Below are 25,114 nucleotides of genomic sequence, written 5' to 3' on the forward strand. Positions count from 1 at the left end.
CCGAATCGAATGGGACGCCGGGCGGCGCTACACCTGCGCGGCGAGCACGCCGCCGGTCCGGACGACGAAGTAGACGACGAACGCCCCGGCGAGCATCCAGTGGCCGATGCGGACGTCCTCGCGCTCGCCCGCGGCGAGTTTGATGACGGGGTAGGAGACGATGCCCGCGGCGATGCCGTACGCGATCGAGTACGTGAAGGGCATCACGAGGATCGTCAATCCGGCGGGGATCACGTTCGTCAGGTCGCTCCAGTCGATGTCGACGACGTTCTGAATCATCACGACGCCGATGACGACGAGCGCGATGTGGGAGGCGTACTGCGGAATCGCCGTCGCGAGCGGGACGATCGCGAGCGACGCGACGAACAGCGCGGCGACGGTGAGCGCGGTCAGACCGGTCCGACCGCCCTCCTCGACGCCCGTCGCGGACTCGATGTAGGTCGTCACCGTCGAGGTCCCGAGCATCCCGCCGACGGTCGTGCCGACGGCGTCGGCCATCAGCGGCTTGTCGATGTCGGGGAGGTCGCCGTTCTCGTCGAGGAAGTTGCCCGCCTGTCCGACGCCGACGAGCGTCCCCGCCGTGTCGAAGAAGTCCACGAAGAAGAACGTGAAGACGATGAGCGCGAAGGAGAACGCCTCGACGTTGCCGAAGCCCGAGAGGAACGCCCCGGCTAACGGCGTGATGTCGTAGGTGGCCGACATTCCGCCGGCGACGAGACCGGCGTCGGCCGCGACCGGACCGAAGGCCGTCGCGAGCCACCCGATCACCGTCGTCGCGACGATCCCGATGATGATCGAACCGGGGACGCCGCGGGCGTAGAGCGCGAGCGTCAGGAAGAGTCCGAATACGGAGACGATCGCGACCGGATCGGCGGCGACTGCACCGAGACCGACGAGCGTCGCGGGGTCGTCGACGACGATCCCCATCGCTTGCAGCCCGATGATCGCGAGAAACAGTCCGATACCCGTCCCGACCGCGAACTTCACGGGTTCGGGGAAGAGGTTGATCACGTACTCGCGCGCGCCGATCGCCGTGAGCAGGATGAACACGATCCCCTCGACGACGACGGCAGCGAGTGCGGTCTGCCACGGTACGCCGAGGACGCCGACGACCGTGATCGCGAAGAACGCGTTGAGCCCGAGTCCCGGAGCCTGCGCGAACGGTCTGTTCGCGTAGACGGCCATGATGAACGTCGCCACGGCCGCGGCGATGATCGTAACGATGGCGAGCATCGACATGATCTGCCCCTCCGAGTAGCCCTCGATGGATATCGCGCCCATCAGGATGGCCGGATTGACGACGACGATGTAGGACATCGTCAGGAAGGTTGTCAGTCCGGCGAGGAGTTCGGTCCGGACTGATGATCCGTGTTCTTGCACATCGAAGTAGTCTGAGACGGATTCACTGATCCCCATAATGCACGTCTGAGCATAGCACGGATTCACCGGATAAGTATTTCTATCGTCAGTTGAAACGAGGTCGGCCACCGAGGCGTCGCCGAGGGCGTCAGCCGCGTGAGAATTTCAGTCGTCGTCGAAGGTCGTGAGCGCACCGACCGGCGCGTCCGTGAGTTCGCGGGCCCGATCGATCCCCTCGTCGCCGACCGCGATCAGCGCGAAGACGCCCGACACGTTCGCCTCCGCCTGCATCGCGATGTCGAGGAGCAGCTCTTGGGTCTCGCCCGAGCGGATGAGGTCGTCGACGATGAGGACGTTCTCGCCGCCGGAGAGCGCCCGCCGCGGGAGGTAGTAGGTCAGTTCGATGCCGGAGGCGAGGCGCTGGCGCGATTCGATGAACTCCTCGACGGCCGTCTCCTTCGACTTCTTCGCGTACGCGACGCGGGCGTCGAAGTAGCTCGCCATCGCCGCGCCGAGGGTGATGCCGTCGGTCGCCGCCGTCAGCACGACGTCCGGGCGCTCGAAGCCGAGCGCGTTGGCGGCGGCGGGCGCGACGAGGTCCAAGAAGGACTGATCGAAGACGATCGCAGAGTTGTCGACGTAGCCCTCGTCGTCGAACTCGACGCGGGCGCGGAGTTCCGCGGCCAGCGCCTCGCGGCCGACGCCCTCTACGACCTCGCGGGCGCGCTCGGTGCCGGGGAGGACGTGACCGTTGACGTACCGGTTGAGGTCGCCCGCCGGGAGCCCGGTGAGCTCCGCGAGTTCGTCGTACGTCCGCGTCTCTTTGAGCATCCGCAGAACCGCGACAGACTGTAGCTGGAGGGCAGCTTTCTCCGCTCTGTTCATATGAGGGTATGCGAGGTTGCGTAAGTATGAATATATCGATCTGCATTCACGAGAGAACCACCACGAACGTGGATTGTCGCCCCGAGCGACGGCGACAGAACGAGATGTGAGGAGACGTCGATCGCGCGTGCCAGATCCGAACGGGCCCGGCCGTCCTGTAGACTGTCGCTAGGCGTCGTCTTCGAGGAGGTCCTCCGCCGTGACGAGCGCGTCGAGTTCGACGTCCGCCTCGGCGAGTCGCTCTCGTGCGCCCTCCTGCCTGTCGACGACGACGAGCACGCGGTCGACGACCGCACCGGCCTCGCGCAGCGCCTCGACGGCGTCGAGCGCGCTTTTCCCGGTGGTGGCGATGTCTTCGAGGACGACGACTTCCTCGCCCTCCGAGAGTCGGCCTTCGATCCGGTTGCCCGTGCCGTACTCCTTCGCCTGCTTTCGCGCGATGACGTAGGGCGTGTCGGTCTCGACGCTCGTGACGGCGACCAGCGGCACCGCACCGAGGGCGACTCCCGCGAGCTTTTCGCCGTCCAAGCGACCGGCGAACGCCTCCGCGATCAGCCGGAGGCAGTGCGGATCGGTCTCGAAGAGGTACTTGTCGACGTAGTACTCGGAGGTCCCGCCGTGGGAGAGCTCGAACTCGCCGAAGCGGACGGCGTCGGCGGCGCGCAGCGCCGCGATCAGTTCGTCGTTGGCCATTGGGTGTGAACGCGCGGGCGGGGCGCTTAAACGGGACGATTCGGGGCGAGAGTAGAGGCGGAGGCGCGAGCGGAGGCAGGGGCGAGGCGGAAGCGGGAGCGGTCCACCAGCAGTTCTACCGCGAGGCTCGCGTTCGCGAGCCGAGCGGCATTTTTGGTCCAGATTTTTGCGCCGAGCGGTTCGCGTAGCGAACCCGAGGCGGAAAAAGGTGGGTCTAATACGGCTCGTCTTTCAGCCCGAGCAGGTACGCGACGGCGTTGGTGAGGACGTGCAGCACCGGCGTGAGCACGACGACGACCGCAATCACCGGGAGCGTGAACGTCTCCGCGAACCACCCGTAATCGAGGATCGCGGTACAGACGAGCGCGCCCGCGACGAAGTCCAGTTGATCGACGACCGGGAAGGCCGCGCCGCGCTCGCGACCCGTCCGGCGCTTGAGGAACGACGCCGCAACGTCGCCGAGCATCGCGCCGAATGCCAAGCCGAACGCCGCGGCCAGCGGGAACGTCGGCAGATCGACGCCTGCGGCGCTGCCGACCTCTGCAGCGACGGCGTTGAGCGCGAGCGCGAGGACGACGCCGACGGCTGTTCCAACGGCGGTTCCGCGCCAGGTCTTGCCGTCGCCGAGGAGCCGCCGACCGCCCATCGTTCGGCCGCCGTCGATCGGCGCGCCGCCGCCGGCGAGGACGGCGGCGTTGTTCGGAACGTACGCGGGCAGCATCGTCCAGAACGCGACGGCGACGAGGTCAACGAGCATCGGTGTCGGCTGCGGTGGCGAGTGCAAAAGGTCCCCCGGTTCTGACGTGCAGCGTGGGCGCGTGATGGGCACACTCGACACCAGTCACTTTAACCCCCCAGTGAGACGTATCTACTGAGAATGTCCTCCTGGAGGCGCGATTTCGCGAGCGGATTGGTCGTCCTGACGCCGATTCTCGTCATTCTGTTGGTCCTCAACTACCTGTACTCACGGATCGTCGACCTGCCGGTGATCCGACGGCTGGACGAGCCGCTGGGGTTCGTCGTCGCGGTCGTCGTCTTCATCATGCTCGTGCTCTCGATCGGCTATCTGATGCGGACGACCGTCGGACGGCTGTTCGAGACGTACCTCGACGCGGCGATGAACCGGGTTCCGCTGATCCGCGTGCTCTACAACGCCTCGAAACTCGCCGTCGAGACGGCGGTGTCCGGCACCGACGACCTCCAGAAGCCGGTGAAGATCGAACCGTGGAACGGGATGCGGATGACGGCGTTCAAGACCGGCAAGACGACCGACGACGGCCGCGTGGTCCTGTTTATGCCCACCGCGCCGAACATCACCACGGGGTTCGTGATGGAAGTCGATCCCGAGGACATCACCGAGACGGACGAGAGCGTCGAAGAGGCGCTCACCCGGGTTTTGTCGGCCGGATTCGGCGAGAACGAACAGACGGCCCCCATCGACATCGACGCCCGCGCAGACGAGTGAGATGCGCTACGTCTACCACGCATCGAAAGTCGCGTTCGGCCTCGCAGTCGCCCTCCTCGGATACGGACAGGCGGTAGAGGTGTTCGTCGTCGGCCTGCAACTCGCGTACAGCGCGCTCTTTCTCGCCGGAGCGTTCCTCGCGGCCCACGGGCTGTTCACCGGCGTCGAAGCCGCGGTAGTGGCCGGAAACGGTGGGAGCGAACCCGTCTCAGAATCAGAATAGCCAGCGGTGCCGTGCAGGTTTCCGAAGGTTGTACCGCGAGGCTCGCGTTCGCGAGCCGAGCGGCATTTTTGGTCCAGATTTTTGCGCCGAGCGGTTCGCGTAGCGAACCCGAGGCGGAAAAAGGTGGGTTCCTAGAGATACGTGAACCACTCGTCGTGGTCGTCGGTCCGCCGCTCGACGAGGTCGAAGAACGCCTGCTGGAGTTCCTCCGTCACGGGGCCGCGGGAGCCGTCGCCGATGACGACGTTGTCGACCTTCCGGATCGGCGTGACCTCCGCGGCCGTCCCGGAGAAGAACAGTTCGTCGGCGGTGTTGAGTTCGCCGCGGGAGATGCTGGCCTGATCGTGGACGGTGTAGCCGCGCTCGCGGGCGAGTTCGATCACGGTGTTGCGCGTGATGCCGTCGAGGATGCTCTCGGAGAGACCGGGCGTGTAGATCTCGCCGTCGCGGACGAGGAAGATGTTCTCGCCGGGCCCCTCGGCGACGTTGCCCTCCTTGTTCAGGACGATCGCCTCGGTGTAGCCGTTGCGGCGGGCCTCCTCGCCGGCGAGCAGCGAGTTGACGTACAGGCCGGTCGTCTTCGCGTTCGTCGGAATCTGACTGGAGGCGTGCTTGCGCCACGAGGAGATCATCACCTCGACGCCGCGTTCGAGCGCCTCCTCGCCGAGGTACGCGCCCCACGGCCACGCCGCGATCGCGACGTTGACCGGGTTGTCCTTCGGGCTGACGCCGAGGGAGCCGTAACCGTAGAACGCGACCGGGCGGATGTAACAGGACTCCAGTTCCTCGCGTCGGAGCAGTTCGAGCGTCGCCTCGGTGAGTTCCTCGCGGGAGTACGGAATCTCCATATCATAGGGGTCGCCCGACTGGTAGAACCGTTCGAGGTGCTCCTCCCAGCGGAAGATCGCCGGGCCGTTCTCGGTGTCGTAACAGCGAACGCCCTCGAAGATGCCCGAGCCGTAGTGAAGACCGTGCGTGAGAACGTGAACCGTCGCGTCGTCCCAGTCGACGAACGAACCGTCCTGCCAGATCGTGTCGACGTCCATCTCGTCGAATCCCATATCCCGTGGTTTACTCCCCGGGATATAAAACCATACAGGACCGCCGAGGCGGGATAGAGGGCGAGTACCGTAGACGAGTGCTGTCTCAGTGGTCGATCGGCTCAGTCGTTACCCGAGTCGGTCGATGAGGTCCGCACCCTCGACGTAGACGAGATCGTGCTCGCGGGCGTACGCCGCCGCGTCGGTCGGCGTCCGAGCGCCGCCGGTGTCGGCGTCGAGCATCTCGCAGACGACGACCGCGGGCGGGAGGTCGGCGGCGTCCGCGAGCGCCAGCCCCAGTTCGGTGTGACCGCGGCGGTCGTCCAACAGGTCGGGTGCGCCGCGGAGCACGTGGACGTGTCCGGGCGTCCGGAACTCGTCGGCGAACGTCTCGGCGTCGTAGCTCTCGTGGGAAGTCGCAGCGCGGGAAGCGGCCTCGCCGAGTCGGCGGATCGTCAGCGCGCGGTCGTCGTCGGTGATGCCCGTGAACGTCTCGCGGTGGTTCACCGGCAGCGAGAACGACGAGCGGTCGTCGTAGGCGAGGTCGTGATCGGCCGCCGCGGGGTGATCGAGTTCGTCTTCGAGGAACGGGAGTCCGACGGCGTCGGCGACGGCGTCGGAGACCGCCGTACAGACGAGTCCGCCGGCGTCGCGGCGCAGTCGCGCGACGGCTGCAGCGTCGACCGCGTTCGCGGGGTAGACGATGTCCGTCTCGCCCTCGCGGTCGGCGGCGTCGTGGATCAGGACCGGTTCGCCGCGTCGGAACGCAGCGAGCGCGCGGTCGACGGCCCGGTCGGCGGCTCGCCCGCCAGCGTCCCCGGCATCGCGGTGTTCGGCGGTCCGGTCCCCCTCCTGCTCCGTCTCGCGAGCGCTCTCGGGCGCGACGTCGGTGGTCGTTCGCGTCATCGCGTCGCCTCCACCTCGACGGTCACCGTGTCGCCGTCTTCGAGACCCAAGGCGTCCCGGAGCTTGACCGGGGCGATGATCTCCAACTGCGTCTCGTCGTGGTGCGTGCGCTCGGGGACGATGATGTGGGCGGTCTCGGCGGTCTCGCCGTCGTATTCGACCGTCGCGGCGTAGCACGTCGCTGGACCGAACGTCCGCTCGTCGTCCTCCCAGCCGTCGATCGGCACGCCCGAGAGCGACGAGACGGCGGATCGGGACCGGACGCTCTCCTCGTCGAGGTCGACGTTGAGCGTGCCGGGGAAGGGCTCGTAGCCGAGTCGTTCGGCGAACTGTTCCATATATCCCGACAGCGAGATGTAGTGTCGGCCCTCGCCCATCCCGCTCGTGACGGTGCCGTCGAGTTCGACCGTCGATGGATCGCTGCCGTCGAAGATGCGTCGGTAGTGCGCGTACTCGCGGTGCAGCGCGGCCTCGCCCGACTCGGTCAGCGAGACCCACTGTCCGTCCGCGACGACGTCGCGCTCGACGTGGCCGGCCTCTTCGAGCCGCTGGAGCCGACGCGAGGCCGTCTGGTTCGACGCGTCGAGGCGGTCGGCGAGCGCCGAACAGGAGATCTTGACGGGAGCCGAGATCGCGCCCTCGAGCGCGACGAACTTCAGCGCCGCCAACTCGTCGTGGCCGACGGCGGAGACTGCCGATTCTGACATTGTCCGACGTTTGGTTCCGTGCGTGTTAAGTATAACGGCTTTGGAATGTATTCCAGAAATGAGATAGTGGAGTGGGAAAAAGAAGCGCCGTTCATTTCCGCTCGTCGGTTCCCGGACCGACTTCTCGATTTTGGGTCGTGTCACGATGTTGTGCTCGATCGCTCCTAAAGGCGTCGATACCGGCGGCGGGGCATCCCGAGAACGGTCCCCGACAGAGCGGCCAACGCCGTTCGGAAAGGCCTTTAGCCGCGGTGGCTGAACGGCGAGTATGTTCAGATCCTTCCGATCGGAGGTCGAGGACGCGGTCGAAGCGGCGCTCGACGCCCTCGACCTGCCGACCGACGACCTCGGAGTCGAGGAACCGCCGGAGGACGTTCCGGCGACGCTGGCGTCGAGCGTCGCGTTCCGCCTCGCCGGGGAGGTCGGTGCCGCGCCCCCGGCGGTCGCACAGGACGTCGCCGACGCGATCGAGATCGACGGTTGCGAGTACGTCGGCCGCGTCGACACGCAGGGGCCGTACGTGAACTTCTACGTCTCCGAGGCCTACTACGCCGACACGCTCGATGCGGGGCAGCGAGCGGACTACGGCACGCTCCCGCCGACGGGGAAGTCCGTCGTCGTCGAGCACACGAGCGCGAACCCGACCGGGCCGGTCCACGTCGGCCGCGCGCGCAACCCGATCTTCGGCGACGCGGTCGCCCGAGTGCTCGATTACGCCGGCAACGACGTCGAAAGACACTACTACGTCAACGACGCCGGGCGGCAGGTGGCCGTCTTCACGTGGGCCTACGAGACGTTCGACGAGTCGGACCTGCCGGAGCCGGAGCGCGACCGCGCGGACTACGACCTCGTGCGGTACTACCGGAAGGGCAACGACTTCTTGGAGAACGCCGAGGGCGACGCCGTCGAGGCGGCGGAAGCGGAGATCGCCGAAATTATGCAGGGCCTCGAAGCCGGAAACGAGGAGACGTTCGAGCGCGTCGCCGTCGTCGTCGATCAGGTCCTCGGCGGGATGAGAGCCTCGCTGGAACGGCTGCCGGCGGAGTTCGACCGCTTCGTGAAGGAGACGCAGTTCATCCGCGACGGCTCCGCCGACGACGTCGTCGAGCGGCTGAAGGAGTCCGACCACGCCGTCTACGAGGAGGACGCCTGGCAGCTCGATCTCTCCGAATTCGGATTGGAGAAGAACCTCGTGTTCCTCCGCTCTGACGACACCACGCTGTACACGACGCGCGACCTCGCCCACCACGAGTGGAAGTTCGAGAACTACGACGAGGCGGTGACCGTCCTCGGAGAGGACCACAAACTGCAGGCCGAACAGCTCGAAGCCGCGCTGGAAGTCCTCGGCAACGACACCGAAAAACTCCGGCAGACGTTCTACTCGTGGGTCAACCTCCCCGAGGGCGGGATGTCGACCCGGGAGGGCACCGGCGTCGACCTCGACGACCTGCTCGACGAGTCGATCCGCCGCGCCCGCGAGGAGGTCGAAGACCGACTCGACTCGCGCATCAGAAACGACGAACTGAGCGACGAGGACATCGAGCGGATCGCCCACCAGGTCGGCATCGGCGCGGTCCGCTACGACATCGTCTCGAAACAGCCCACGAAGGGGATCACCTTCGAGTGGGAGCGCGCGCTCGACTTCGAGGCGCAGTCCGCGCCCTACGTCCAGTACGTCCACGCGCGCTGTTGCGGCATCGAGGGCGAGGCCGCCGCCGCGGGCATCGAACCCCAGATGGACGTCTCGCTTCTGGACACCGACGCCGAGCGCGAACTGCTCGCCGACGTCGCGCGGTTCCCCGCGGTGATCGAGGAGGCCGCCGAGGACCTCGAACCCCACGTCGTCGCGACGTTCGCCCGCGAGTTCGCCGAGACGTTCAACACCTTCTACCGGGAGTGCTCGGTGCTCAACGCGGAGGACGACGAGGTCGCCGCGGCGCGCCTCGCACTGGTCGAGGCGTCGCGACACACCGTCGCGAACGCGCTGGACGCGGTCGGCATCGAGGCACCCGAATCGATGTGAGAGCCGGTCTCGACGGCGTCGAGCCCGTTGGGCCGATTACAGCGCGACGCTCAGCGGCGCGAGCATCCCCGTCAGATCCCCGCCGACCGCGAACACGGTTGCGACGCCGGCACCGAGCGCCAGCGCGAGGAACAGGACGAGCCACCAGAACGGAACGCGCGAATCAGTTTCTGCCATATCGACGACTCACCGCACCCGCATAAAAGAAGTTCCCGCTTCAGCGCGCCGAGGCTATCCGAAGAACCGACCGAAGAGACCCTTCTTCTTTCCGCCGTCGTCATCGTCGCCACCCTCGCTGTCGTCGTCAGCAGAACTGTTCGTCTCCTCGTCGTCGCCACCGCCAGACTCGCTGTCAGCGTCCTCGGCGTCTTCGATCGTCTCGTCGTCGGCAGTCCCGGACGCGTCGTCGACCACCGACTCCTCCGCTGAGCCGCCTTCGGCGTCCTCGACTCCATCGACGTCATCGGACAGCGACGTCGTGTAGACGCCGCTGTCGGGATCCGCATCCGAGCCGTCACTGCCGCCCGTGAGTTCCTCCGGACTCGCCGGTTCGATCAGCGGGTCCGACTCCTCCTCCGTGGGTTCGCCCTCGTCGGCCTCGCTCTCTGCGTCGAGGTCGTCCGGAGAACTGCCGTCGTCTGCCGCATCAGCGTCAGCCGTCTCGTCGGTGACGGGATCCGCTCCGACGTCGTATTCGGCCAGTGGATCGCTGCTGTCCTCCGAACCGTCCTCCTCGTGGGCACCGGCGACGAGGATCTCGTCATCGTTCGCCTCCGAGTCGCTCGCGGCGTCGTCATCGTCGTCTGCGCGGTCCTCGCCGTCGCTGTCTTCACTGTCTTCGTCGGCGACGTCGCGATCATCGTCGTCGCTGTCTTCCCCGCCCTCGTCGTCGGCGTCGCGGGAATCGGGTTCTTCGACGCTCTCGGCGTCGTCTCCATCAGACTCCGCCTCCTCGTCCGCTCCCTCGACGCTCCCGGTTTCGTCGCGTTCGTCGGCGAGCGCCTCGTCCCCGGTCAGCGCCGCCGCGAGCGATCGATACGCCGAGGCCGCGTCGCTACCGGGTGCGAAGGTCGTCAGCGGTTCACCGGCGTCACCGGCCTCCGAGATCGCGGTCGCCTCCGGGATGATCTGGAGGATCTCCGCGTCGAGGTGGTCGCTGACGACGTCGGGATCGAGCGTCTCGCGGTCGGCGCGGTTCAGCGCCACGCCCGCGACGCTGACGCCGAGGCGGCCGGCGACCTGCCGCGTCTTGTCGGTGTCGCCGAGGGAGTCGCGCGTCGGCGTCGAGACGAGCAGCACCTCGTCGACGAAGGTCATCGGGACCACGGTGTCGTTGCTGAGCCCCGCGCCGGTGTCGAGGACGACGTACTCGTACTCCTCGCCGAGGGAGTCGAGCACCGACTCCAGTTCGTCCGGCTCGGCCCGCGAGAACGCGTCGAGGTCGGGCGATCCGGGGACGACGGCCATCGCGTGCGGCCCCTCGTGAATCGATTCCTCGACGTCGGCCTCGCCGGCGAGGACGTCGTGGAGCGTGGCGTCCCCCAGCGAGACGCCGAGGGCGCTCGCGAGGTTCGCCATCCCCAGATCGCCGTCGACGACGGCGACGCTCGATCCCCCGGCGGCCAACGCGGCGGCGAGGTTCGCCGCCGTCGTCGTCTTGCCGACACCCCCCTTCGCACTGACGACTGCGTAGACACGACCCATAGGTTCATTCCGTGACTCCCGCGTTGAGCTTATAAATCTGTCCGGCGAATCGCCCGTTTTGATAACTGGCGCGTGCGGCGACGACCGCTCGGAGTGGCCGCCAGCGAAGCGTGCCGCCCGTAGTCGCAGGTTACTTACCGGCTGGAGCGGCTAGTACGGGTAATGAGTACCGACGCCGACGAGGTGAACGAGGACCGTCGGAAGTACGAGTTCCGGAAGGTCATCGAGGAGCTCAAGGAGTACGAGGGTTCCGGCACGCAGCTCGTCACGATCTACATCCCCCCGGACAAGCAGATCTCCGACGTCGTGGCCCACGTCACCCAGGAGCACTCGGAGGCGTCCAACATCAAGTCCAAGCAGACCCGGACGAACGTGCAGGACGCGCTGACGTCGATCAAGGACCGGCTCCGCTACTACGACACGTTCCCGCCGGACAACGGCATCGTGCTCTTCTCGGGCGCGGTCAACTCCGGCGGCGGCCAGACCGAGATGGTCACGCGCGCACTGGAGAGCCCGCCGGAGCCGATCCAGTCGTTCCGCTACCACTGCGACTCGGACTTCCTCACCGAGCCCTTGGAGGACATGCTGACGGACAAGGGGCTGTTCGGCCTCATCGTCCTCGACCGCCGCGAGGCGAACGTCGGCTGGCTGAAGGGCAAGCGCGTCGAGCCCGTCAAGTCCGCCTCGTCGCTGGTCCCCGGCAAGCAGCGGAAGGGTGGCCAGTCCGCCCAGCGGTTCGCCCGCCTCCGACTCGAAGCGATCGACAACTTCTATCAGGAGGTCGCCGGGATGGCCGACGACCTGTTCGTCCCGAAGCGCCACGAGATGGACGGCATCCTCGTGGGCGGCCCCTCGCCGACGAAAGACGAGTTCCTCGACGGCGACTACCTCCACCACGAGCTTCAGGACCTCGTCGTCGGGAAGTTCGACGTCTCCTACACCGACGAGTCCGGCTTGCACGACCTCGTCGACGCCGCGCAGGAGGTCCTCGCCGACCAGGAGGTGATGAAGGACAAATCCGAGATGGAGGAGTTCTTCAAGAAACTGCACACCGGCGAGGAGGCGACCTACGGGTTCGGCCCGACGCGGCAGAACCTGATGATGGGGTCGGTCGACCGACTGCTGCTCTCGGAGGACCTCCGCTCGGACGTCGTGATCTACGAGTGTCCGAACGGCCACGAGGAGTACGAGGTCGTCGACCGCCGGCACGGCGATCCCGGACACACCTGCACCGAGTGCGGCGAGGAGGCCGAGAAGGTCGACCGCGAGGACGTGATCGAGTACCTGATGGGAATCGCCGAACAGCGCGGCACGGAGACGAAGTTCATCTCGACGGACTTCGAGAAGGGCGAACAGCTCTACGACGCCTTCGGCGGGATCGCCGGGATCCTGCGGTACTCGACGGGCGTCTAGAACGCACCGTTTACTGCGCTCGCCTTCGGCTCGCTGGTAAAATCTGCACCAAAAGCCTGCGAGCCCCCCCTTCGGTCGGCTCTGGGCCTCGCCTTCGGCGAGTGAACCGGCGTCTTTGCGAGCGGTAGCGAGCAAAGGCTCGGGGGACGACTGAGGGGAGTCACCCGGCGACCTTCCGGGCTCTTCGAGCCACTCGGTCGCCGGAGAACAGCTCCGACGATTGCCCGATAGCTCTCGCCGTCCTGAGTGGTTCCTCAAACGTAATTCCAAGGTCATTCGGGACGGAATAGCTGCATAACTGGGCGTGCGGATTGAGCATCCGCGAGCGGAGCGAGCGGTTCACCGACGGAGCCGCCGGAGGCGGCGGAGTCGGACGCTTTTTGGTCCAGCTTTTTGCAACGAGCGGTGCGCCGGAAGCGCACCCGAGTCAGCAAAAAGGTGGCTGTCTTGATCGATTCGGGTTAACTATCACTAAAACACACTGTTCGCTTTACACACTTCCAGCTGATCAGTAGTCGAGCAGCGATTCGAGCTGTCGCTTTCGACGCGCGAGGTCGACGTGGGCGTCGACCGCGTCGTCGGCCGCGAGCCGATCGATCGCGAGGAAGACGTCCGTCCCGGCCGACTCCGCGGATTCGAGCAGCGACTGGATCGCCGCGCGGTTCAGCGCGAGCGAATCGAGCTTTCCGAGCAGCAGGAGGAGCGCGACGCCGCCATCGCCGTCGGGAACCGCCGGCGGGAGCGACGCCGTCGACGGTTCCGCCGGAGCGGCAGCCGAATCGAGCGCGAGGACCCGCAGACAGCGCGGGCAACTCCCGACGGCGGCAGCGTTCTCGGGGGCGTGCGCTCGGAGTTTCTCGGGGACGGAGACGGCGACCAGCGGCACTTCGCAGTGCGGGCAGTGCGTCTGCATACGCGGCGATACGCCGACGGCCCCCAAAGGCGTCCCGGGACGGGAGATCCCCTCGCTGCTCGTATCGGTACCCCTATTCGCGCCGAAACCGTAGCGCCGCCCAGCAATGGCATCCGACGCCCGTTCCTCGTCGATCGCCGACCCGCGGACGCACCTCCGCGCGCTCGGCGGCACGTTCGTCGTCGTCGCGCTCGTCGTCCTCCTCGCGTCGATCGCCGTCTCGCTCGGCTACCCGCTGTTGGACGCCGCGGGGATCGCCCGCGAGAGCGCGCTCGGCCTCGCGCTCCGGAGCGCCTTCCAGTTCGTCGGCTTCGGTGTCGCCGGCGTCGGTTACCTCGCCGTCACCGACCAGTTGGACCTCGTCCCGGTTCGCCGCCCGACCCGCGGCGATCTGAAGTGGCTGGCGATCGGATTCGCTGCACTGCTCGCGCTGTACGTCGGTTCGTCGGCGATCCTCAGCGCGCTGGGTCGGGAAGGAGCGGACAGCGTGATCGCCCAGCAGGGCAGCGGCCAGCCGGTCTACTTCCTGTATCTGATCCCGGTGACGATCCTCCTCGTCGGGCCGGCAGAAGAGCTGATCTTCCGCGGGATCGTCCAAGGGCTGTTCCGCCGCGCCTACGGCACCCGGATCGCCGTCGTCGCCGCGAGCGCGATATTCGCGGCCGTACACCTCTCCTCGTACAGCGGCGACGGTCTGTTCGTCACGCTCGGGATGATCCTCGTCCTCGGGGGGACGCTCGGCGTCGTCTACGAGAAGAGCGAGAACATCGTCGTCCCGGCGGTCGTCCACGGCCTGTTCAACACCGCGCAGTTCGTCGTGCTCTACGCCACGACGACCGGGCTGGTCGGCTGAGTCGACGCGTCGTACGCCGGGTCGAACGGCTACCGCGCTGTAACAAAACGCTCGGCCGACCGCACGCCTCGTACGGTCGCTGTGTGTCTGTGTGAACTTCCGAACGGCGCGAATTCAGGCGGGGTTCTTCCGCGCCAGCTCCGTGCCGCAGATCGGGCAGCGATCGCGGTGGTCGTCGAACTCGCGACCGCAGCCCTGACACTGGAACGTCCACTCGCGCTTCTCGGAGATGCCCTCCCGGGCGATGATCTTCACGTCGATGTCGACGTGGTCGGCGACGTTCTGCATCGCGTAGTCGTCGGTGACGAGCACCGCGTCGAGTTCGAAGGCGGCGGCTAGCAGCCGCACGTCGGTCTCCGAGAGCGTCTCCGCGTCGCCGGTCTCGCGTGCGGCGCGCTGGATCTTCTCGACGGTGCCCGCCGCCGGGATGTGAATGTGCATCCCGGAGCCCTCGTCGGCGTCGTAGCGGTACGACGCCTCGCCCTCCAGTTCCTCGCGGACCATCGGGATCGACGCGATGTCGTCTGTAGTGTGGTACTCGTGGATGAACGCCGAAGAATCGAGAATCTGCATCGGACAGTGCTTAGGTTACGGTTGGACGACGATGTAGTCTCTGACGTCTTGTACGTGCGAGACGGGGATGCGGATGATCTGCTCGTGCTCGTCGGTGTCCGTCTCGAAGCCGTGTTGGTTCGGGTTGGTGTCCTCGTAGGGAGAGACCAGCAGGTCGCTTATCGCCCCCGTTTTGAGGTTCATTTCGACGTTGTACAGTTCCCCGAGTTGGGCGCCGTTCGATCCCATCACGCCCTTCCCGGAGAGGTCCTCCGCGAGTTCGTCCGGCATACCCCACGCTACTGCGTCTTGTTACATAAACGCCACGGGCCGACGCATCGAACGTTCGGTTCGGACGAGCGGCCGGCGACGGCGCGACCGACGCGCTGGAAGCGCTCCGCCCCGGACAGCACTCCCCGAATGGGGTCCGTTCGCGGGGCGACAGCGACCCACGTGATCGGCGTCGTCCGTGGATGACGATGGACTTAACTACAGTCCAGCAGTGGGTTACGGTAAGGAATTTCTCCGGGGTGATTCTCTATGTCTGACACCGACGCCGACGCCGCCTCGACAGCCGAACCGGACGCACTGCGGACGCCGATCGTCGCCGTCCTCGGCCACGTCGACCACGGCAAGACGACGCTGCTCGACACGATCCGCGGCTCCGCCGTCAGCGAGGGCGAGGCGGGGGCGATCACCCAGCACATCGGCGCGACCGCGGTGCCGCTAGAAACGGTCTCGGAGATGGCCGGCGACCTCGTCGACCCGACGGACTTCGACCTGCCCGGCCTGCTGTTCATCGACACGCCCGGGCACCACTCCTTCACCACGCTTCGGTCCAGGGGCGGCGCGCTCGCCGACATCGCGGTCGTCGTCGTCGACGTCAACGACGGCTTCCAGCCGCAGACGATCGAGGCGCTCGAAATCCTCCAGCGGACGGGGACCCCGTTCGTCGTCGCCGCCAACAAGATCGACACGACGCCGGGGTGGAACCCCAACGAGGGGATGCCCATCCAGGCGACCTACGAGGAGCAATCGCAGAGCGCCCGTAACCGGCTGGACGAGAACCTCTATCGGATCATCGGCGACCTCTCCGACGAGGGCTTTTCCGCCGATCTGTACTGGCGCGTCCAGAACTTCACGAAGAACGTCGGCGTCGTCCCGCTGTCTGCGATCACGAGCGAGGGCGTTCCCGACCTGCTGGCCGTGCTGATGGGCCTCTCCCAGCGGTACATGAAAGAGCAGATGGCCGTCAACGTCACCGGCCCCGGCGCGGGAACGGTGCTGGAGGTCAAAGACGAGCGCGGCTTCGGCGCGACCGTCGACGTCGTCCTCTACGACGGCAGCGTCCGCGCGGACGACAAAATCGTCGTCGGCGGGATCGACGGCCCCATCGTGACGGAGGTGCGGGCGCTCTTGCAACCGCGCCCGAACGCCGAAATCAGGGTCGAGAAACGCTTCGACAAGGTCGAGGAGGTCCGCGCCGCGGCGGGGATCAAGATCGCCGCCCCCGAACTCGACGACGCGATGGCGGGCGCGCCGATCCGCGTCGTCCGCGACCGCGATCTGGAAGACGTGATCGAGGAGGTCGAGTCCGAACTCGCCGAGATCCAGGTCACCACCGAGGAGGAGGGCGTCGTCGTCAAGGCCGACACGCTCGGGAGCCTCGAAGCGATGGCGAACGCGCTGCGGGAGGCCGAGGTCCCGATCCTCCGCGCGGAGGTCGGCGACGTCGCCCCGCGGGACGTCGCCGTCGCCTCGACCGCCAACGAGGACAAACACCGCGTGATCTTGGGCTTCAACGTCGACGTGCTGCCGAACGCCGAGCGCGAACTCGACGAGAGCGACGTGAAACTGTTCGACGACGACGTCATCTACCAACTGATCGAGGAGTACGAGGGCCACGTCGAGGCGATCGAGCGCGCCCAGCAGGAGACCGTCCTCGACAAGATCGTCCGGCCGTGTCGCTTCCGCATTCTGGAGGATCACGTCTTCCGGCAGTCGGACCCGGCGGTCGTCGGCGTCGAGGTGCTCTCTGGGACTCTCAAGAACAACCAGAACGTCGTGAAGTGGGAGGGCAACGAGACGACGCGCGTGGGACAGCTCTCGGGCATCCAAGAGCAGGGCGAGGACGTCTCGGAGGCCCGCGCCGGAACGCGCGTCTCCGTCGCCATCGACGGCCCGACCGTGGGTCGCCAGATCGACGAGGGCGACGAACTGTGGATCGATCTGCCCGAGAAACACGCGAAGATCCTCGAACAGGAGCTGTCGGACGACATCCCCGCCGACGAACTGGAGGCGCTGACGAGCTATCTCGACAAGCACCGCAAGCGCGATCCCTTCTGGGGCAAGTAGCTGGCGCGTTCTCACGGCCCACCGTTTCGCTAACTGGCCACCAGCGTATGTCGTATTCCGATATTATTTGCGTATTTTCTTCGCATATTCTCCCGCGCTTCGAGCGAACGCGTACTGGTGTCCGGAGTAAGTTTTACAATCGAAGATAGAGTAGATTACAACGGGGATGAGGACCTATGAGTCGCATAGAACCGATAACTACGGTTGGATCACAGAGCGTATCGCGCTACGATCTCCTCTTGGCGGCGTTGCCGATCCCGCTGCTTTTGGGAATCGGTAGCGGCGTCCTCACCGACCTACCGCTCGCGGCGGCCGCGGGTCTCGGCAGCGTCCCGTCCGCGCTGCTGCTCGCATACGGGTTGTTCGTCCACGCGCCGCGTCCCGAACGGATGCGGGAACGCGGGCGGTCGACCTGATCGGACTTCGAGAACCGGAGACCGAAACTGCTCCTGCAGCGACTATCTCGCAGTCGGCGTGAGTCCGTCGCCGACGGTGTTCATCACCTGGAGCGCCGCGCTCGCGGCGAGACCGCGGGCGACTTCGTCGCGGTCCTCGTCCGAGAGCCCGGATTCGAGGTCCTCCTCGTCCGGGGTGAAGCCCGCGCTGACCGGATGTCCGGCTGGGGGACGGACCGCGACGGTGGCCTGCGGACCGTTCGCGCCGAAGGAGAGTTCCGAGCCGACGGCGTACCCCTCGGGCAGGTACGTCTCCGTGCGAGAGACGATTCCCGCGACGGCAGTACGGAGTCTACGTACCTGTGCGTCCGAGAGTTCTGCGTCCTCGGGACGGCCCGCGTCTACGACGCCTGGAGCGCCCGCGTACGGGTTGTTTCCATTCATTTCGTGATGTCCCCGAACGTAGGGGGAGACGGCGTATAAAACCGTCGGCGGCAACGGAAGCGTCACTGAACCACGAGATCGGCTCGAACGGGCGATTTCGCGACGCTCAGAGTATCGGTTCGCTGTCGCCGTAGACGGCCAGCGTCACCGCCGTCGTGTACCCCTCGCCGTCGGCCTCGGCGGTGGTGACGGTGACCTCCTGCTCGTCGAACGTCCACTCGCGGAGGTCGCGCCCGGCGGCGAGGCCGACTTCGACGCTCCGGCGGACGGCCGCGGGGTCTTCACCGGCCGCCTCGTAGAACAGTCCCGGTCCCGGGCCGGTGGTCCACCCGAGGCCCGCGGAGACGGTCCCGACGCCGCCGGTCGTCGCCCGCGCCTCGACGACCGTCAGGCGGTTGCCGGCCGGGCCGAGGTCGGGCGCGGCGTCGACGGCCTCGACGGTCGCGTCGGCCGGGATCACCGAGGAGACGGGGACGAGGTTGTAGTTGTGCACGTTCGCGTCCGCGAGGGCGGCGTCGTAGGAGGCCATCTTGGTCGGCGCGTCGCCCACGCCGCGAACGACTCGAATCGTGTTCATACCGGAGAACGACCGCCCGGAGAATAAGCGGTTACGGATCGGAGTCGCGGCTCCCGCGAAGTTCAGTACTGGTAGGTCGTCGGCCCGGGGATCGTCGGCTGCTCGTCCGCGTCTTCGATCTTGTCGTAGGCGTCGTCGAAGTCGCGCCGGTGAATCTCCGTGCGGCCGTCGCGGATGGCGAACATCCCCGCCTCGGTCGCCAGCGCGGCGATCTCGGCCCCCGAGTAGTCTTCGAGCGCCGCCGCCAACTCCGCGAAGTCGACGTCGTCGTCGACGTTCATCTCGCGCGTGTGGATCCGGAGGATCTGCTCGCGGCCCTCGCGGCCGGGTTTCGGCACCTCGATGAGGCGGTCGAAGCGGCCGGGGCGGAGGATCGCCTCGTCGAGCATGTCGAAGCGGTTGGTGGCGGCGATGATGCGGACGTCGCCGCGGTCGTCGAAGCCGTCCATTTCGGACAGCAGCTGCATCATCGTCCGCTGGACCTCCGCGTCGCCGGAGGTCTTCGAGTCCGTCCGCTTGGAGGCGACAGCGTCGATTTCGTCGATGAAGATGACCGCTGGCTCGCGCTCGGCGGCCAGATCGAAGAGGTCGCGGACGAGTCGGGAGCCCTCGCCGATGAACTTCCGGACGAGTTCGGAGCCGGCCATCTTGATGAACGTCGCGTCGGTCTCGTTGGCGACGGCCTTCGCGAGCATCGTCTTCCCCGTGCCGGGCGGGCCGTACAGCAGCACGCCCGAGGGCGGCTGGATCCCCACCTTCTCGAACATCTCGGGGCTGGTGAGCGGGTCTTCGACGGCCTCGCGAACCTCCCGGACCTGCTCGTCGATGCCGCCGATGTCGTCGTAGGTGATCGACGGCGAGGCGTCGATCTCCATCGCCTGCGCGCGCGAGTCGGTCTCGTCGTCGAGCAGTTGCTGGATGGCGAAGGAGTCGTTGATCGCGACGCGGTCGCCGGCCTGCAGTTCGCTGTCGAGGTGCGGGGAGGCCTCGGTGAGCACCTCCTGGTTGTTGCCGTGCTGCTTGATGACGACGCCGTCGTCAGTCAACTCCTCGACAGTCGCGAGGTACAGCGAGGACGTCTTCAGCGTCTCGTTGCGACGCTTGAGCTGCTCGACTTCCTCGCGCAGTTCCTCCTGGCGGTCGGTCGCGGCGTCGAGTCGCTCGTCGAGTTCGTCATTGACGTTCACGAGGCGCTCGTAGTGCTGGCGGATCGCCGATAACCGCTCGGCGTCCGACATCTCTGGATCCAAGTCCAGACGCGGACGATCTGGGAGAGAGGGGCTCCGGGACATCAGATATCCGGCTTTGGAGTCGGGCGTAAATGTGCCTTTGGGTAGCCCCGTTCGATTGTGGGTGTCGCTGCCGCTACTCTTCGGCCCGTTCGACCCGTTCGCCCTGATAGGAACCGTCGTAGACGTCGTTGTGCTCGGCTTCAGCGAGGACGAGCTGTGCGACGCGGGCGCCGCGTTCGAGGTGAATCGGGTGGTGCACCTGCAGCAGCCCCTCGCCTTTCCCCTCGTAGCCGGCGTCCCAGACCGCGGTGTTGAGCATACAGGAGTTTCGCATCAGCGTCGAGCGGGGGTAGAGGAAGCCGACGTGGCCCTCGGGGATCGCGATCGTCTCGGCGTACTGGAGGACGTATCCCCCGGGAGAGAGCCGATAGTCGTCGTCCTCGGCCGCGAGGGAGTCGCGTTCGCCGACGGACTTGTCGTCGACGCCGACGTGGCCCGCCTCGACCTGTTCGAGCACGTCCCCGAGCGTGAGATCCACGCCGTTCGGTTGGACCTGTTCGTCGTCGATCGCATCGACGTGCCGCGCCACGAATGAACCGGGTCGGTACATACCGTGATGGCTCGCGTGCGTGCGCAAAGGGGTGTCGCTCTCGGCGGAAATCAGCAGCCCTCTCAGGGTGAGAATCCCACAAACCGGTCGACTGCGGCGTGGTTGTTCGTATCGAATTAGGACAAAGTATGTGTATAATGAACATATCTTTGACCTCAAACACGCGGGATTTATAATCGTAGACGGCCGATCCTCGGACGTTATGGGACAGACGCTCACAGAAAAGATTCTCGACGATCACCTCGTCGAGGGTGACCTCGAACCCGGAGAGGAGATCGGGATCGAGATCGACCAGGTACTCGCACAGGACACGACCGGAACGATGGTCTGGCTCCAGTTCGAGGCGCTGGAGCTCGACGAAGTCCAGACTGAGCTGGCGGCGCAGTACTGCGACCACCAGACGTACCAGTTCGACTTCAAGAACACCGACGACCACCGCTTCCTGCGCTCCGCTGCAGGAACGTACGGCGCGTACTTCTCCCGCCCGGGCAACGGCATCTGCCACAACGTCCACAAGGAGAACTTCGCCGCGCCCGGCAAGACGCTGCTCGGCTCGGACTCCCACACGCCGACGCCCGGCGGGCTCGGACAGCTCGCGATCGGTGCCGGTGGGCTGGACATCTCCGTCGCGATGGGCGGCGGCGCGTACTACGTCGAGATGCCGGAAGTCGTCAACGTCCGGCTCGAAGGCGAACTCCCCGAGTGGTCCAGCGCGAAGGACGTCATCCTCGAGATGCTGCGACGCCTCTCCGTGAAGGGCGGCGTCGGCAAGGTCTTCGAGTACACCGGCCCCGGCGTCGAGACGCTCTCGGTGCCCGAGCGGACGACGATCACCAACATGGGCACGGAGCTCGGCGCGACCTCCTCGATCTTCCCGACCGACGAGAAGACGGAAGACTACCTCGCCCGTCAGGGCCGCGAGGACGAGTACGTCGAACTCTCGCCCGACGAGGACGCCGAGTACGCCGACGAGATCGTCATCGACCTCTCGGAGATCGAGCCGCTCGTGGCGATGCCGTCGATGCCCGACAAGGTTGTCCCCGTCCGCGAGGTCGCGGGCGAGTCCGTCGAGCAGGTCATCGTCGGTTCCTGTACGAACGGCGGCTACGAGGACATCCTCCCGGCCGCGAAGATGCTCGAAGGCCGCGAGGTCGACATGAAGACCGAGATGATCGTCGCGCCCGGTTCCAAGCAGGCGTCGGAGATTCTCGCCCGCGAAGGCTGGACCGCCGAGATGATGGCGGCCGGCGTCAACTTCTCGGAGGCGACGTGTGGTGCCTGTATCGGCATCGGCCACGTCCCCGCCTCGGACTCCGTCTCCGTGCGGACGTTCAACCGCAACTTCGAGGGTCGCTCGGGCATCGAGGACGACTCCGTGTTCCTCTCGTCGCCCGAGGTCGCCGCCGCCGCGGCGATCAAGGGCGAACTCGTCGACCCGCGGGACCTCGCCGAGGAGCTCGGCGACCTCGAAGCCCCCGGCGTCGAACTCCCCGAGAAGTACGACGGCTCGAAGACCGACATCATCGAGCCCGAGGAGGCCGTCGACGACGAACTCGTCAAGGGCCCGAACATCGGCTCCGCGCCGATCGGCGAGCCGCTCGAATCCGACATCGAGGGCGAAGTGCTCCTGAAGATGGAAGACAACATCACGACGGACCACATCATCCCCGCGACGTCGGACATCCTCAAGTACCGCTCGAACATCGAGAAGCTCTCGGAGTTCACGCTCTCGCGCGTCGACGACACGTTCGCACAGCGCGCGCTCGACTCTCCCGGCGGCGTCCTCGTCGCCGGCGAGAACTACGGTCAGGGCTCCTCCCGAGAGCACGCAGCGATGTGCCCGCAGTTCCTCGGCATCGAGGCCGTCCTCGCGGAGTCCTTCGCCCGCATCCACAAGGCGAACCTGTTCAACTTCGGGATCGTCCCGCTGGCGATCGACGAGGACACCTACGCGAAGATCGATCAGGGTGACAACGTCGAGATCGTCACCGACGTCGCCGAGGCCGTCGCCTCCGGCGAGACCGAGTTCGTCATCCGCGTGAACGACGACTGGGAGGCCACCGCGGAGCTCGACGCCTCCGAGCGCGAGCGAGGCATCCTCGAGGCCGGCGGCAAGCTCCGCCTCACGAAGGAGCAGTACGAGAGCGACGCCGGCGGCGCGGCCCCCGCCGACGACTGAGCGGACCGCGCGACGCGGACGCACCGACTTCCTTTTTTCGTGCCACCGTAGAGCGGCAGCGCTCGACGGGACTCCGCTCCGGCGCGGAGCCAGCGGACTTTTGCCGCGACGGATCGTAACCCACATCGTGAGCGACACGTCCGCCGACGAGGAGATACGGGGTTCGCAGGACGGCCCCGGCAGCGCGGAGGAACCGTCGGTCACCGTCCGGCCCGCTGACCGCGCGGACTTACTCGACGTGCTTCGGATCGAACGAGACGCCTTCTCGGAGCCGTGGCCCTACGCGGCGTTCGAGTCGGTGCTCGACGCGCCGGCGTTCCTCGTCGCCGTCGGCGAGGTCGAACAGCGTTCGGCCTCGGAGGAAGCGAGCGGGGAGAAACGAGCCGCGAGCCGCGAGGGCGTCGACGGCCCGCAGGCGCTCCTCGGGTACGTCGTCGGCGACGTGATGCCGAACCACGGTCGCGACATCGGCCACATCAAGGACCTCGCCGTTCGGTCGGACGCTCGGGGACGGGGGATCGGTCGACGGCTCCTCCGCGAGGCGCTCTTCGGCCTCGCGCTCGCCGGCGCGGCGGTCGCGAAGCTCGAAGTCCGCGAGGGCAACGAGGCCGCTCGCTCGCTGTACCGCGAGGAGGGCTTCGAGCCGACGCGACGCGTGCCGCGGTACTACGGCGACGGCGAGGACGCGCTGATCCTCGTCGTCGACGTCGACTCGTGGTACTCGACGGCGTAGTGACTCGGGTGGGCGCGGGGTTCGGATCGGAACCACACGCACTTGTACGCCCGCGGCGTACCCGCAGCTATGGGATTCGCCTGTCCCGTCTGTGAGACCCCTCAGCAGGACGCGGCGCACCTCGCGAACCACCTCGCGTTCACGGCGATGGTCAACGGCGACGAGCACGAGACGTGGCTGGACGAGCACGTTCCCGACTGGGAGACGCACGGCGAGTCGGAGCTCGCGCCGAAAGTCGCAGCACTCGCCGAGGAGACCGACTACGAGCAGGTGTTCGAGGACACCGCGCGGGCTCACGGCCACGGCGGAGACGGCCACCAGCACGGATCCGACGACCACAGCCGCGGCTCCGCACGCGGCGATCGCGGAGGCCCTGCCGGTTTCGACCCCGAACTCGCCGCGGCCGCCGGGAGCGGTACGCTCGACGAGGAGACGAGGGCGATCCTCGAAGAGGCGCGAGAGCTGACCGCCGAGATGCTCGGGCAGGGGGACGAGGCCGGTCGGGACGACGAATCGAGCGCTGGCGAGGACGACACCGAACGTCGAGACTAGACGCGGCAGCGATGGCGAACAGTCGGCACGCGCATTCGGTCCGCCGGATAGTGGGGACCGTCTCCCCGCGCCGCTGTGCCGAGCAACCGCGGCACGACGCGGGGCACGTTCTACGTCACGGGGCGTCTGGTCCCGGCATCGCATAAAAAGGCTCGTGCGCCGAATCTCCGCTATCGACGAACGGGAGACCGAAAGCGTTTGTGCGCGAGCGGCCGTCCCTCGCGTATGGAGACCGAAGGCACGCTGTCGCCGGAGACGTTCGCGGCGGCGAAGGCGGCGTTCGACGCCGCCGGGCCGACCGCCCAGGAGGTCGTCCGCGAGACGGCGAAGGCGATGGAGTTCGACCGCGAGGAGTACCGCGAGCGAGTGACGGGCGAGGTCGTCGAGCGGGCTCGGAACGTCATTTTCGCCGATCGGCTCGCCGTTTCTATCGGAACTGTCGAGGAGTTCGAGGCGTGGGTGGCGGACCACCCCGGGTACGACGTCGAACGTAACGGGAGCGACGAGGTCGACCGGGTCGTCTGGCACGCCGCGCCGTTCGCCGAGACGGTCGTGGCCGCGACCTTCCAGAACGAGCGCGACGCCGCGGTCGGGACGCTTCGGCGACAGGCGTTCGGGCGGATCTACCGCCCGCGCTTCGAGTCCGAAAGCGAGGCAGTGGCCGAACCGGACGACGGAGACGACAGCGCGGGCGACCCCGACGGAGCGATCGACAGATGAGCGACGACGGACGCAGGCACGAGCCGTTGCCCGATCCCGAGTGGTCCGTCGACGAGTCGGCGACGGAGTACGAGACGGGCTGGTACACCGGCGGCTACGACCTCGTCGAGCAGCCGAACGGAACCACGAAGCGGTACTACTGGGCCGAACTCGCCACCGCGGTCGTCGTCGTCGCCGTCGAGGACGGCTCGATGCTCTTCGTCGAGCAGTACCGCCCGACGATCCGGGAGACGCAACTGGAACTGCCCGCGGGCATCGTCGAGCGCGGGGAGTCCTTCACCGGAGCCGCGACCCGGGAACTGCGCGAGGAAACGGGCTTCGCGGCCGACACGACGGCGCTCTTGGAGGACTTTTGGTGCTCTACCGGCGTGCTCCGTCACCGCCGCGGGATCGTGTTCGCCACCGACCTCACCCCCGTCGAACGCGACCTCGACGACAACGAGTTCCTCTCTGTCCGGTCGGTCCCGGTCGAGGAGGCAGTCGAGGTCGCCAGAACACAGCCCACGAACGACGCGACGATCGAGGGCGTGCTGCTGGCGCGCGAGGAAGGGCTCCTGTGAGCGCTCTCGGACCGCTTGAAC

General features: G+C 67.0%; 28 protein-coding genes. 12 read left to right on the top strand and 16 right to left on the bottom strand.

Annotated elements, in window-relative coordinates:
- Positions 1–27: 27 nt before the first annotated feature.
- The 4 genes from ACP99_RS02675 to ACP99_RS02690 all read right to left on the bottom strand — a co-directional run bounded on the left by ACP99_RS02675 (position 28) and on the right by ACP99_RS02690 (position 3,694).
- Positions 28–1,416, bottom strand: coding sequence for an NCS2 family permease (locus tag ACP99_RS02675; protein WP_049985107.1), 1,389 nt, complete (start codon positions 1,414–1,416; stop codon positions 28–30).
- Positions 1,417–1,524: 108 nt separating this feature from the next.
- On the bottom strand, positions 1,525–2,244 hold the full coding sequence (locus ACP99_RS02680) for a phosphoribosyltransferase family protein (protein ID WP_049985108.1): 720 nt from the start codon (positions 2,242–2,244) through the stop codon (positions 1,525–1,527).
- 168 nt (positions 2,245–2,412) lie between these two features.
- Complete coding sequence (pyrE, locus tag ACP99_RS02685; RefSeq protein WP_049985109.1) at positions 2,413–2,937, bottom strand: orotate phosphoribosyltransferase; 525 nt, start codon at positions 2,935–2,937, stop codon at positions 2,413–2,415.
- Positions 2,938–3,151: 214 nt separating this feature from the next.
- A complete protein-coding gene (locus ACP99_RS02690) occupies positions 3,152–3,694 on the bottom strand; it encodes a CDP-2,3-bis-(O-geranylgeranyl)-sn-glycerol synthase (protein ID WP_049985110.1) in 543 nt (180 codons plus the stop codon).
- 120 nt (positions 3,695–3,814) lie between these two features.
- On the opposite strand from ACP99_RS02690, the gene ACP99_RS02695 reads away from it, so the two are divergent.
- Both ACP99_RS02695 and ACP99_RS02700 read left to right on the top strand, forming a co-directional pair.
- The gene (locus ACP99_RS02695) at positions 3,815–4,402 is read left to right on the top strand and encodes a DUF502 domain-containing protein (RefSeq protein ID WP_049985111.1); all 588 of its coding nucleotides are present in this window, start codon (positions 3,815–3,817) and stop codon (positions 4,400–4,402) included.
- A 1-nt stretch (position 4,403) separates the two neighbouring features.
- Positions 4,404–4,625 (top strand): hypothetical protein, encoded by a 222-nt coding sequence (locus ACP99_RS02700; RefSeq protein ID WP_049985112.1) that lies wholly within the window; start codon positions 4,404–4,406, stop codon positions 4,623–4,625.
- Between the two features lie 131 nt (positions 4,626–4,756).
- On the opposite strand, the gene ACP99_RS02705 is transcribed toward ACP99_RS02700, so the two are convergent.
- The 3 genes from ACP99_RS02705 to ACP99_RS02715 form a co-directional block, all read right to left on the bottom strand.
- A complete protein-coding gene (locus ACP99_RS02705; protein ID WP_049985113.1) occupies positions 4,757–5,686 on the bottom strand; it encodes a branched-chain amino acid transaminase in 930 nt (309 codons plus the stop codon).
- 108 nt (positions 5,687–5,794) lie between these two features.
- Positions 5,795–6,571 (bottom strand): 3,4-dihydroxy-2-butanone-4-phosphate synthase, encoded by a 777-nt coding sequence (gene ribB, locus ACP99_RS02710; RefSeq protein WP_049985114.1) that lies wholly within the window; start codon positions 6,569–6,571, stop codon positions 5,795–5,797.
- Positions 6,568–7,278: a DUF120 domain-containing protein gene (locus ACP99_RS02715; protein ID WP_049985115.1), complete on the bottom strand. Its 711-nt coding sequence runs from the start codon at positions 7,276–7,278 to the stop codon at positions 6,568–6,570. Before ACP99_RS02715 ends, ribB begins: the two co-directional genes overlap by 4 nt.
- Before the next feature lie 268 nt (positions 7,279–7,546).
- Between ACP99_RS02715 and argS the strand changes: the two genes are divergently transcribed.
- Positions 7,547–9,301: an arginine--tRNA ligase gene (gene argS / locus ACP99_RS02720; protein WP_049985116.1), complete on the top strand. Its 1,755-nt coding sequence runs from the start codon at positions 7,547–7,549 to the stop codon at positions 9,299–9,301.
- Between the two features lie 36 nt (positions 9,302–9,337).
- Here the strand turns inward: argS and ACP99_RS20350 are convergent, their stop codons facing one another.
- Both ACP99_RS20350 and minD read right to left on the bottom strand, forming a co-directional pair.
- The gene (locus tag ACP99_RS20350; RefSeq protein WP_197052336.1) at positions 9,338–9,478 is read right to left on the bottom strand and encodes a hypothetical protein; all 141 of its coding nucleotides are present in this window, start codon (positions 9,476–9,478) and stop codon (positions 9,338–9,340) included.
- A gap of 54 nt (positions 9,479–9,532) precedes the next feature.
- Positions 9,533–11,005 (bottom strand): cell division ATPase MinD, encoded by a 1,473-nt coding sequence (gene minD / locus ACP99_RS02725; protein WP_049985117.1) that lies wholly within the window; start codon positions 11,003–11,005, stop codon positions 9,533–9,535.
- Positions 11,006–11,167: 162 nt separating this feature from the next.
- On the opposite strand from minD, the gene prf1 reads away from it, so the two are divergent.
- Complete coding sequence (gene prf1, locus ACP99_RS02730) at positions 11,168–12,418, top strand: peptide chain release factor aRF-1 (RefSeq protein ID WP_049985118.1); 1,251 nt, start codon at positions 11,168–11,170, stop codon at positions 12,416–12,418.
- 508 nt (positions 12,419–12,926) lie between these two features.
- Here the strand turns inward: prf1 and ACP99_RS02735 are convergent.
- Positions 12,927–13,331 carry a DUF6276 family protein gene (locus tag ACP99_RS02735; RefSeq protein ID WP_049985119.1) on the bottom strand — a complete coding sequence of 135 codons (405 nt, stop codon included), beginning with the start codon at positions 13,329–13,331 and terminating at the stop codon, positions 12,927–12,929.
- 106 nt (positions 13,332–13,437) lie between these two features.
- On the opposite strand from ACP99_RS02735, the gene ACP99_RS02740 reads away from it, so the two are divergent.
- On the top strand, positions 13,438–14,184 hold the full coding sequence (locus ACP99_RS02740; RefSeq protein ID WP_049985120.1) for a CPBP family intramembrane glutamic endopeptidase: 747 nt from the start codon (positions 13,438–13,440) through the stop codon (positions 14,182–14,184).
- Between the two features lie 114 nt (positions 14,185–14,298).
- Here ACP99_RS02740 and ACP99_RS02745 read toward each other — a convergent pair whose 3' ends face one another.
- Positions 14,299–14,757, bottom strand: coding sequence for an NOB1 family endonuclease (locus ACP99_RS02745; RefSeq protein ID WP_049985121.1), 459 nt, complete (start codon positions 14,755–14,757; stop codon positions 14,299–14,301).
- 15 nt (positions 14,758–14,772) lie between these two features.
- Positions 14,773–15,027, bottom strand: a complete 255-nt coding sequence (locus ACP99_RS02750) for a PRC-barrel domain-containing protein (protein WP_049985122.1) — start codon at positions 15,025–15,027, stop codon at positions 14,773–14,775.
- A gap of 249 nt (positions 15,028–15,276) precedes the next feature.
- Between ACP99_RS02750 and infB the strand changes: the two genes are divergently transcribed.
- Both infB and ACP99_RS19795 read left to right on the top strand, forming a co-directional pair.
- The gene (gene infB / locus ACP99_RS02755; RefSeq protein WP_049985123.1) at positions 15,277–17,091 is read left to right on the top strand and encodes a translation initiation factor IF-2; all 1,815 of its coding nucleotides are present in this window, start codon (positions 15,277–15,279) and stop codon (positions 17,089–17,091) included.
- A 176-nt stretch (positions 17,092–17,267) separates the two neighbouring features.
- A complete protein-coding gene (locus tag ACP99_RS19795) occupies positions 17,268–17,507 on the top strand; it encodes a hypothetical protein (RefSeq protein WP_156105576.1) in 240 nt (79 codons plus the stop codon).
- Between the two features lie 42 nt (positions 17,508–17,549).
- Here ACP99_RS19795 and ACP99_RS02760 read toward each other — a convergent pair whose 3' ends face one another.
- The 4 genes from ACP99_RS02760 to ACP99_RS02775 all read right to left on the bottom strand — a co-directional run bounded on the left by ACP99_RS02760 (position 17,550) and on the right by ACP99_RS02775 (position 20,349).
- The gene (locus tag ACP99_RS02760; protein ID WP_049985124.1) at positions 17,550–17,930 is read right to left on the bottom strand and encodes a DUF5811 family protein; all 381 of its coding nucleotides are present in this window, start codon (positions 17,928–17,930) and stop codon (positions 17,550–17,552) included.
- A gap of 106 nt (positions 17,931–18,036) precedes the next feature.
- Positions 18,037–18,507, bottom strand: a complete 471-nt coding sequence (locus ACP99_RS02765) for a pyruvoyl-dependent arginine decarboxylase (RefSeq protein WP_049985125.1) — start codon at positions 18,505–18,507, stop codon at positions 18,037–18,039.
- Positions 18,508–18,569: 62 nt separating this feature from the next.
- Complete coding sequence (pan2, locus tag ACP99_RS02770) at positions 18,570–19,799, bottom strand: proteasome-activating nucleotidase Pan2 (protein WP_049985126.1); 1,230 nt, start codon at positions 19,797–19,799, stop codon at positions 18,570–18,572.
- A gap of 73 nt (positions 19,800–19,872) precedes the next feature.
- Complete coding sequence (locus ACP99_RS02775) at positions 19,873–20,349, bottom strand: deoxyuridine 5'-triphosphate nucleotidohydrolase (RefSeq protein WP_049985127.1); 477 nt, start codon at positions 20,347–20,349, stop codon at positions 19,873–19,875.
- A gap of 202 nt (positions 20,350–20,551) precedes the next feature.
- Here ACP99_RS02775 and ACP99_RS02780 point away from each other — a divergent pair, with 202 nt between their 5' ends.
- The 5 genes from ACP99_RS02780 (at position 20,552) to ACP99_RS02800 (ending at position 25,093) form a co-directional block, all read left to right on the top strand.
- On the top strand, positions 20,552–22,528 hold the full coding sequence (locus ACP99_RS02780; RefSeq protein ID WP_049985128.1) for an aconitate hydratase: 1,977 nt from the start codon (positions 20,552–20,554) through the stop codon (positions 22,526–22,528).
- A gap of 154 nt (positions 22,529–22,682) precedes the next feature.
- A complete protein-coding gene (locus ACP99_RS02785) occupies positions 22,683–23,261 on the top strand; it encodes a GNAT family N-acetyltransferase (protein WP_049985192.1) in 579 nt (192 codons plus the stop codon).
- Positions 23,262–23,330: 69 nt separating this feature from the next.
- Complete coding sequence (locus tag ACP99_RS02790; protein ID WP_049985129.1) at positions 23,331–23,813, top strand: DUF5810 domain-containing protein; 483 nt, start codon at positions 23,331–23,333, stop codon at positions 23,811–23,813.
- Positions 23,814–24,038: 225 nt separating this feature from the next.
- Positions 24,039–24,533 carry a DUF5809 family protein gene (locus ACP99_RS02795; protein WP_049985130.1) on the top strand — a complete coding sequence of 165 codons (495 nt, stop codon included), beginning with the start codon at positions 24,039–24,041 and terminating at the stop codon, positions 24,531–24,533.
- Positions 24,530–25,093 (top strand): NUDIX hydrolase, encoded by a 564-nt coding sequence (locus ACP99_RS02800; protein ID WP_049985131.1) that lies wholly within the window; start codon positions 24,530–24,532, stop codon positions 25,091–25,093. Before ACP99_RS02795 ends, ACP99_RS02800 begins: the two co-directional genes overlap by 4 nt.
- Positions 25,094–25,114 lie beyond the last annotated feature (21 nt).

It is taken from the genome of Halobellus rufus (assembly GCF_000739575.1).
GTDB classification, from domain to species: Archaea; Halobacteriota; Halobacteria; order Halobacteriales; family Haloferacaceae; genus Haloquadratum; species Haloquadratum rufum.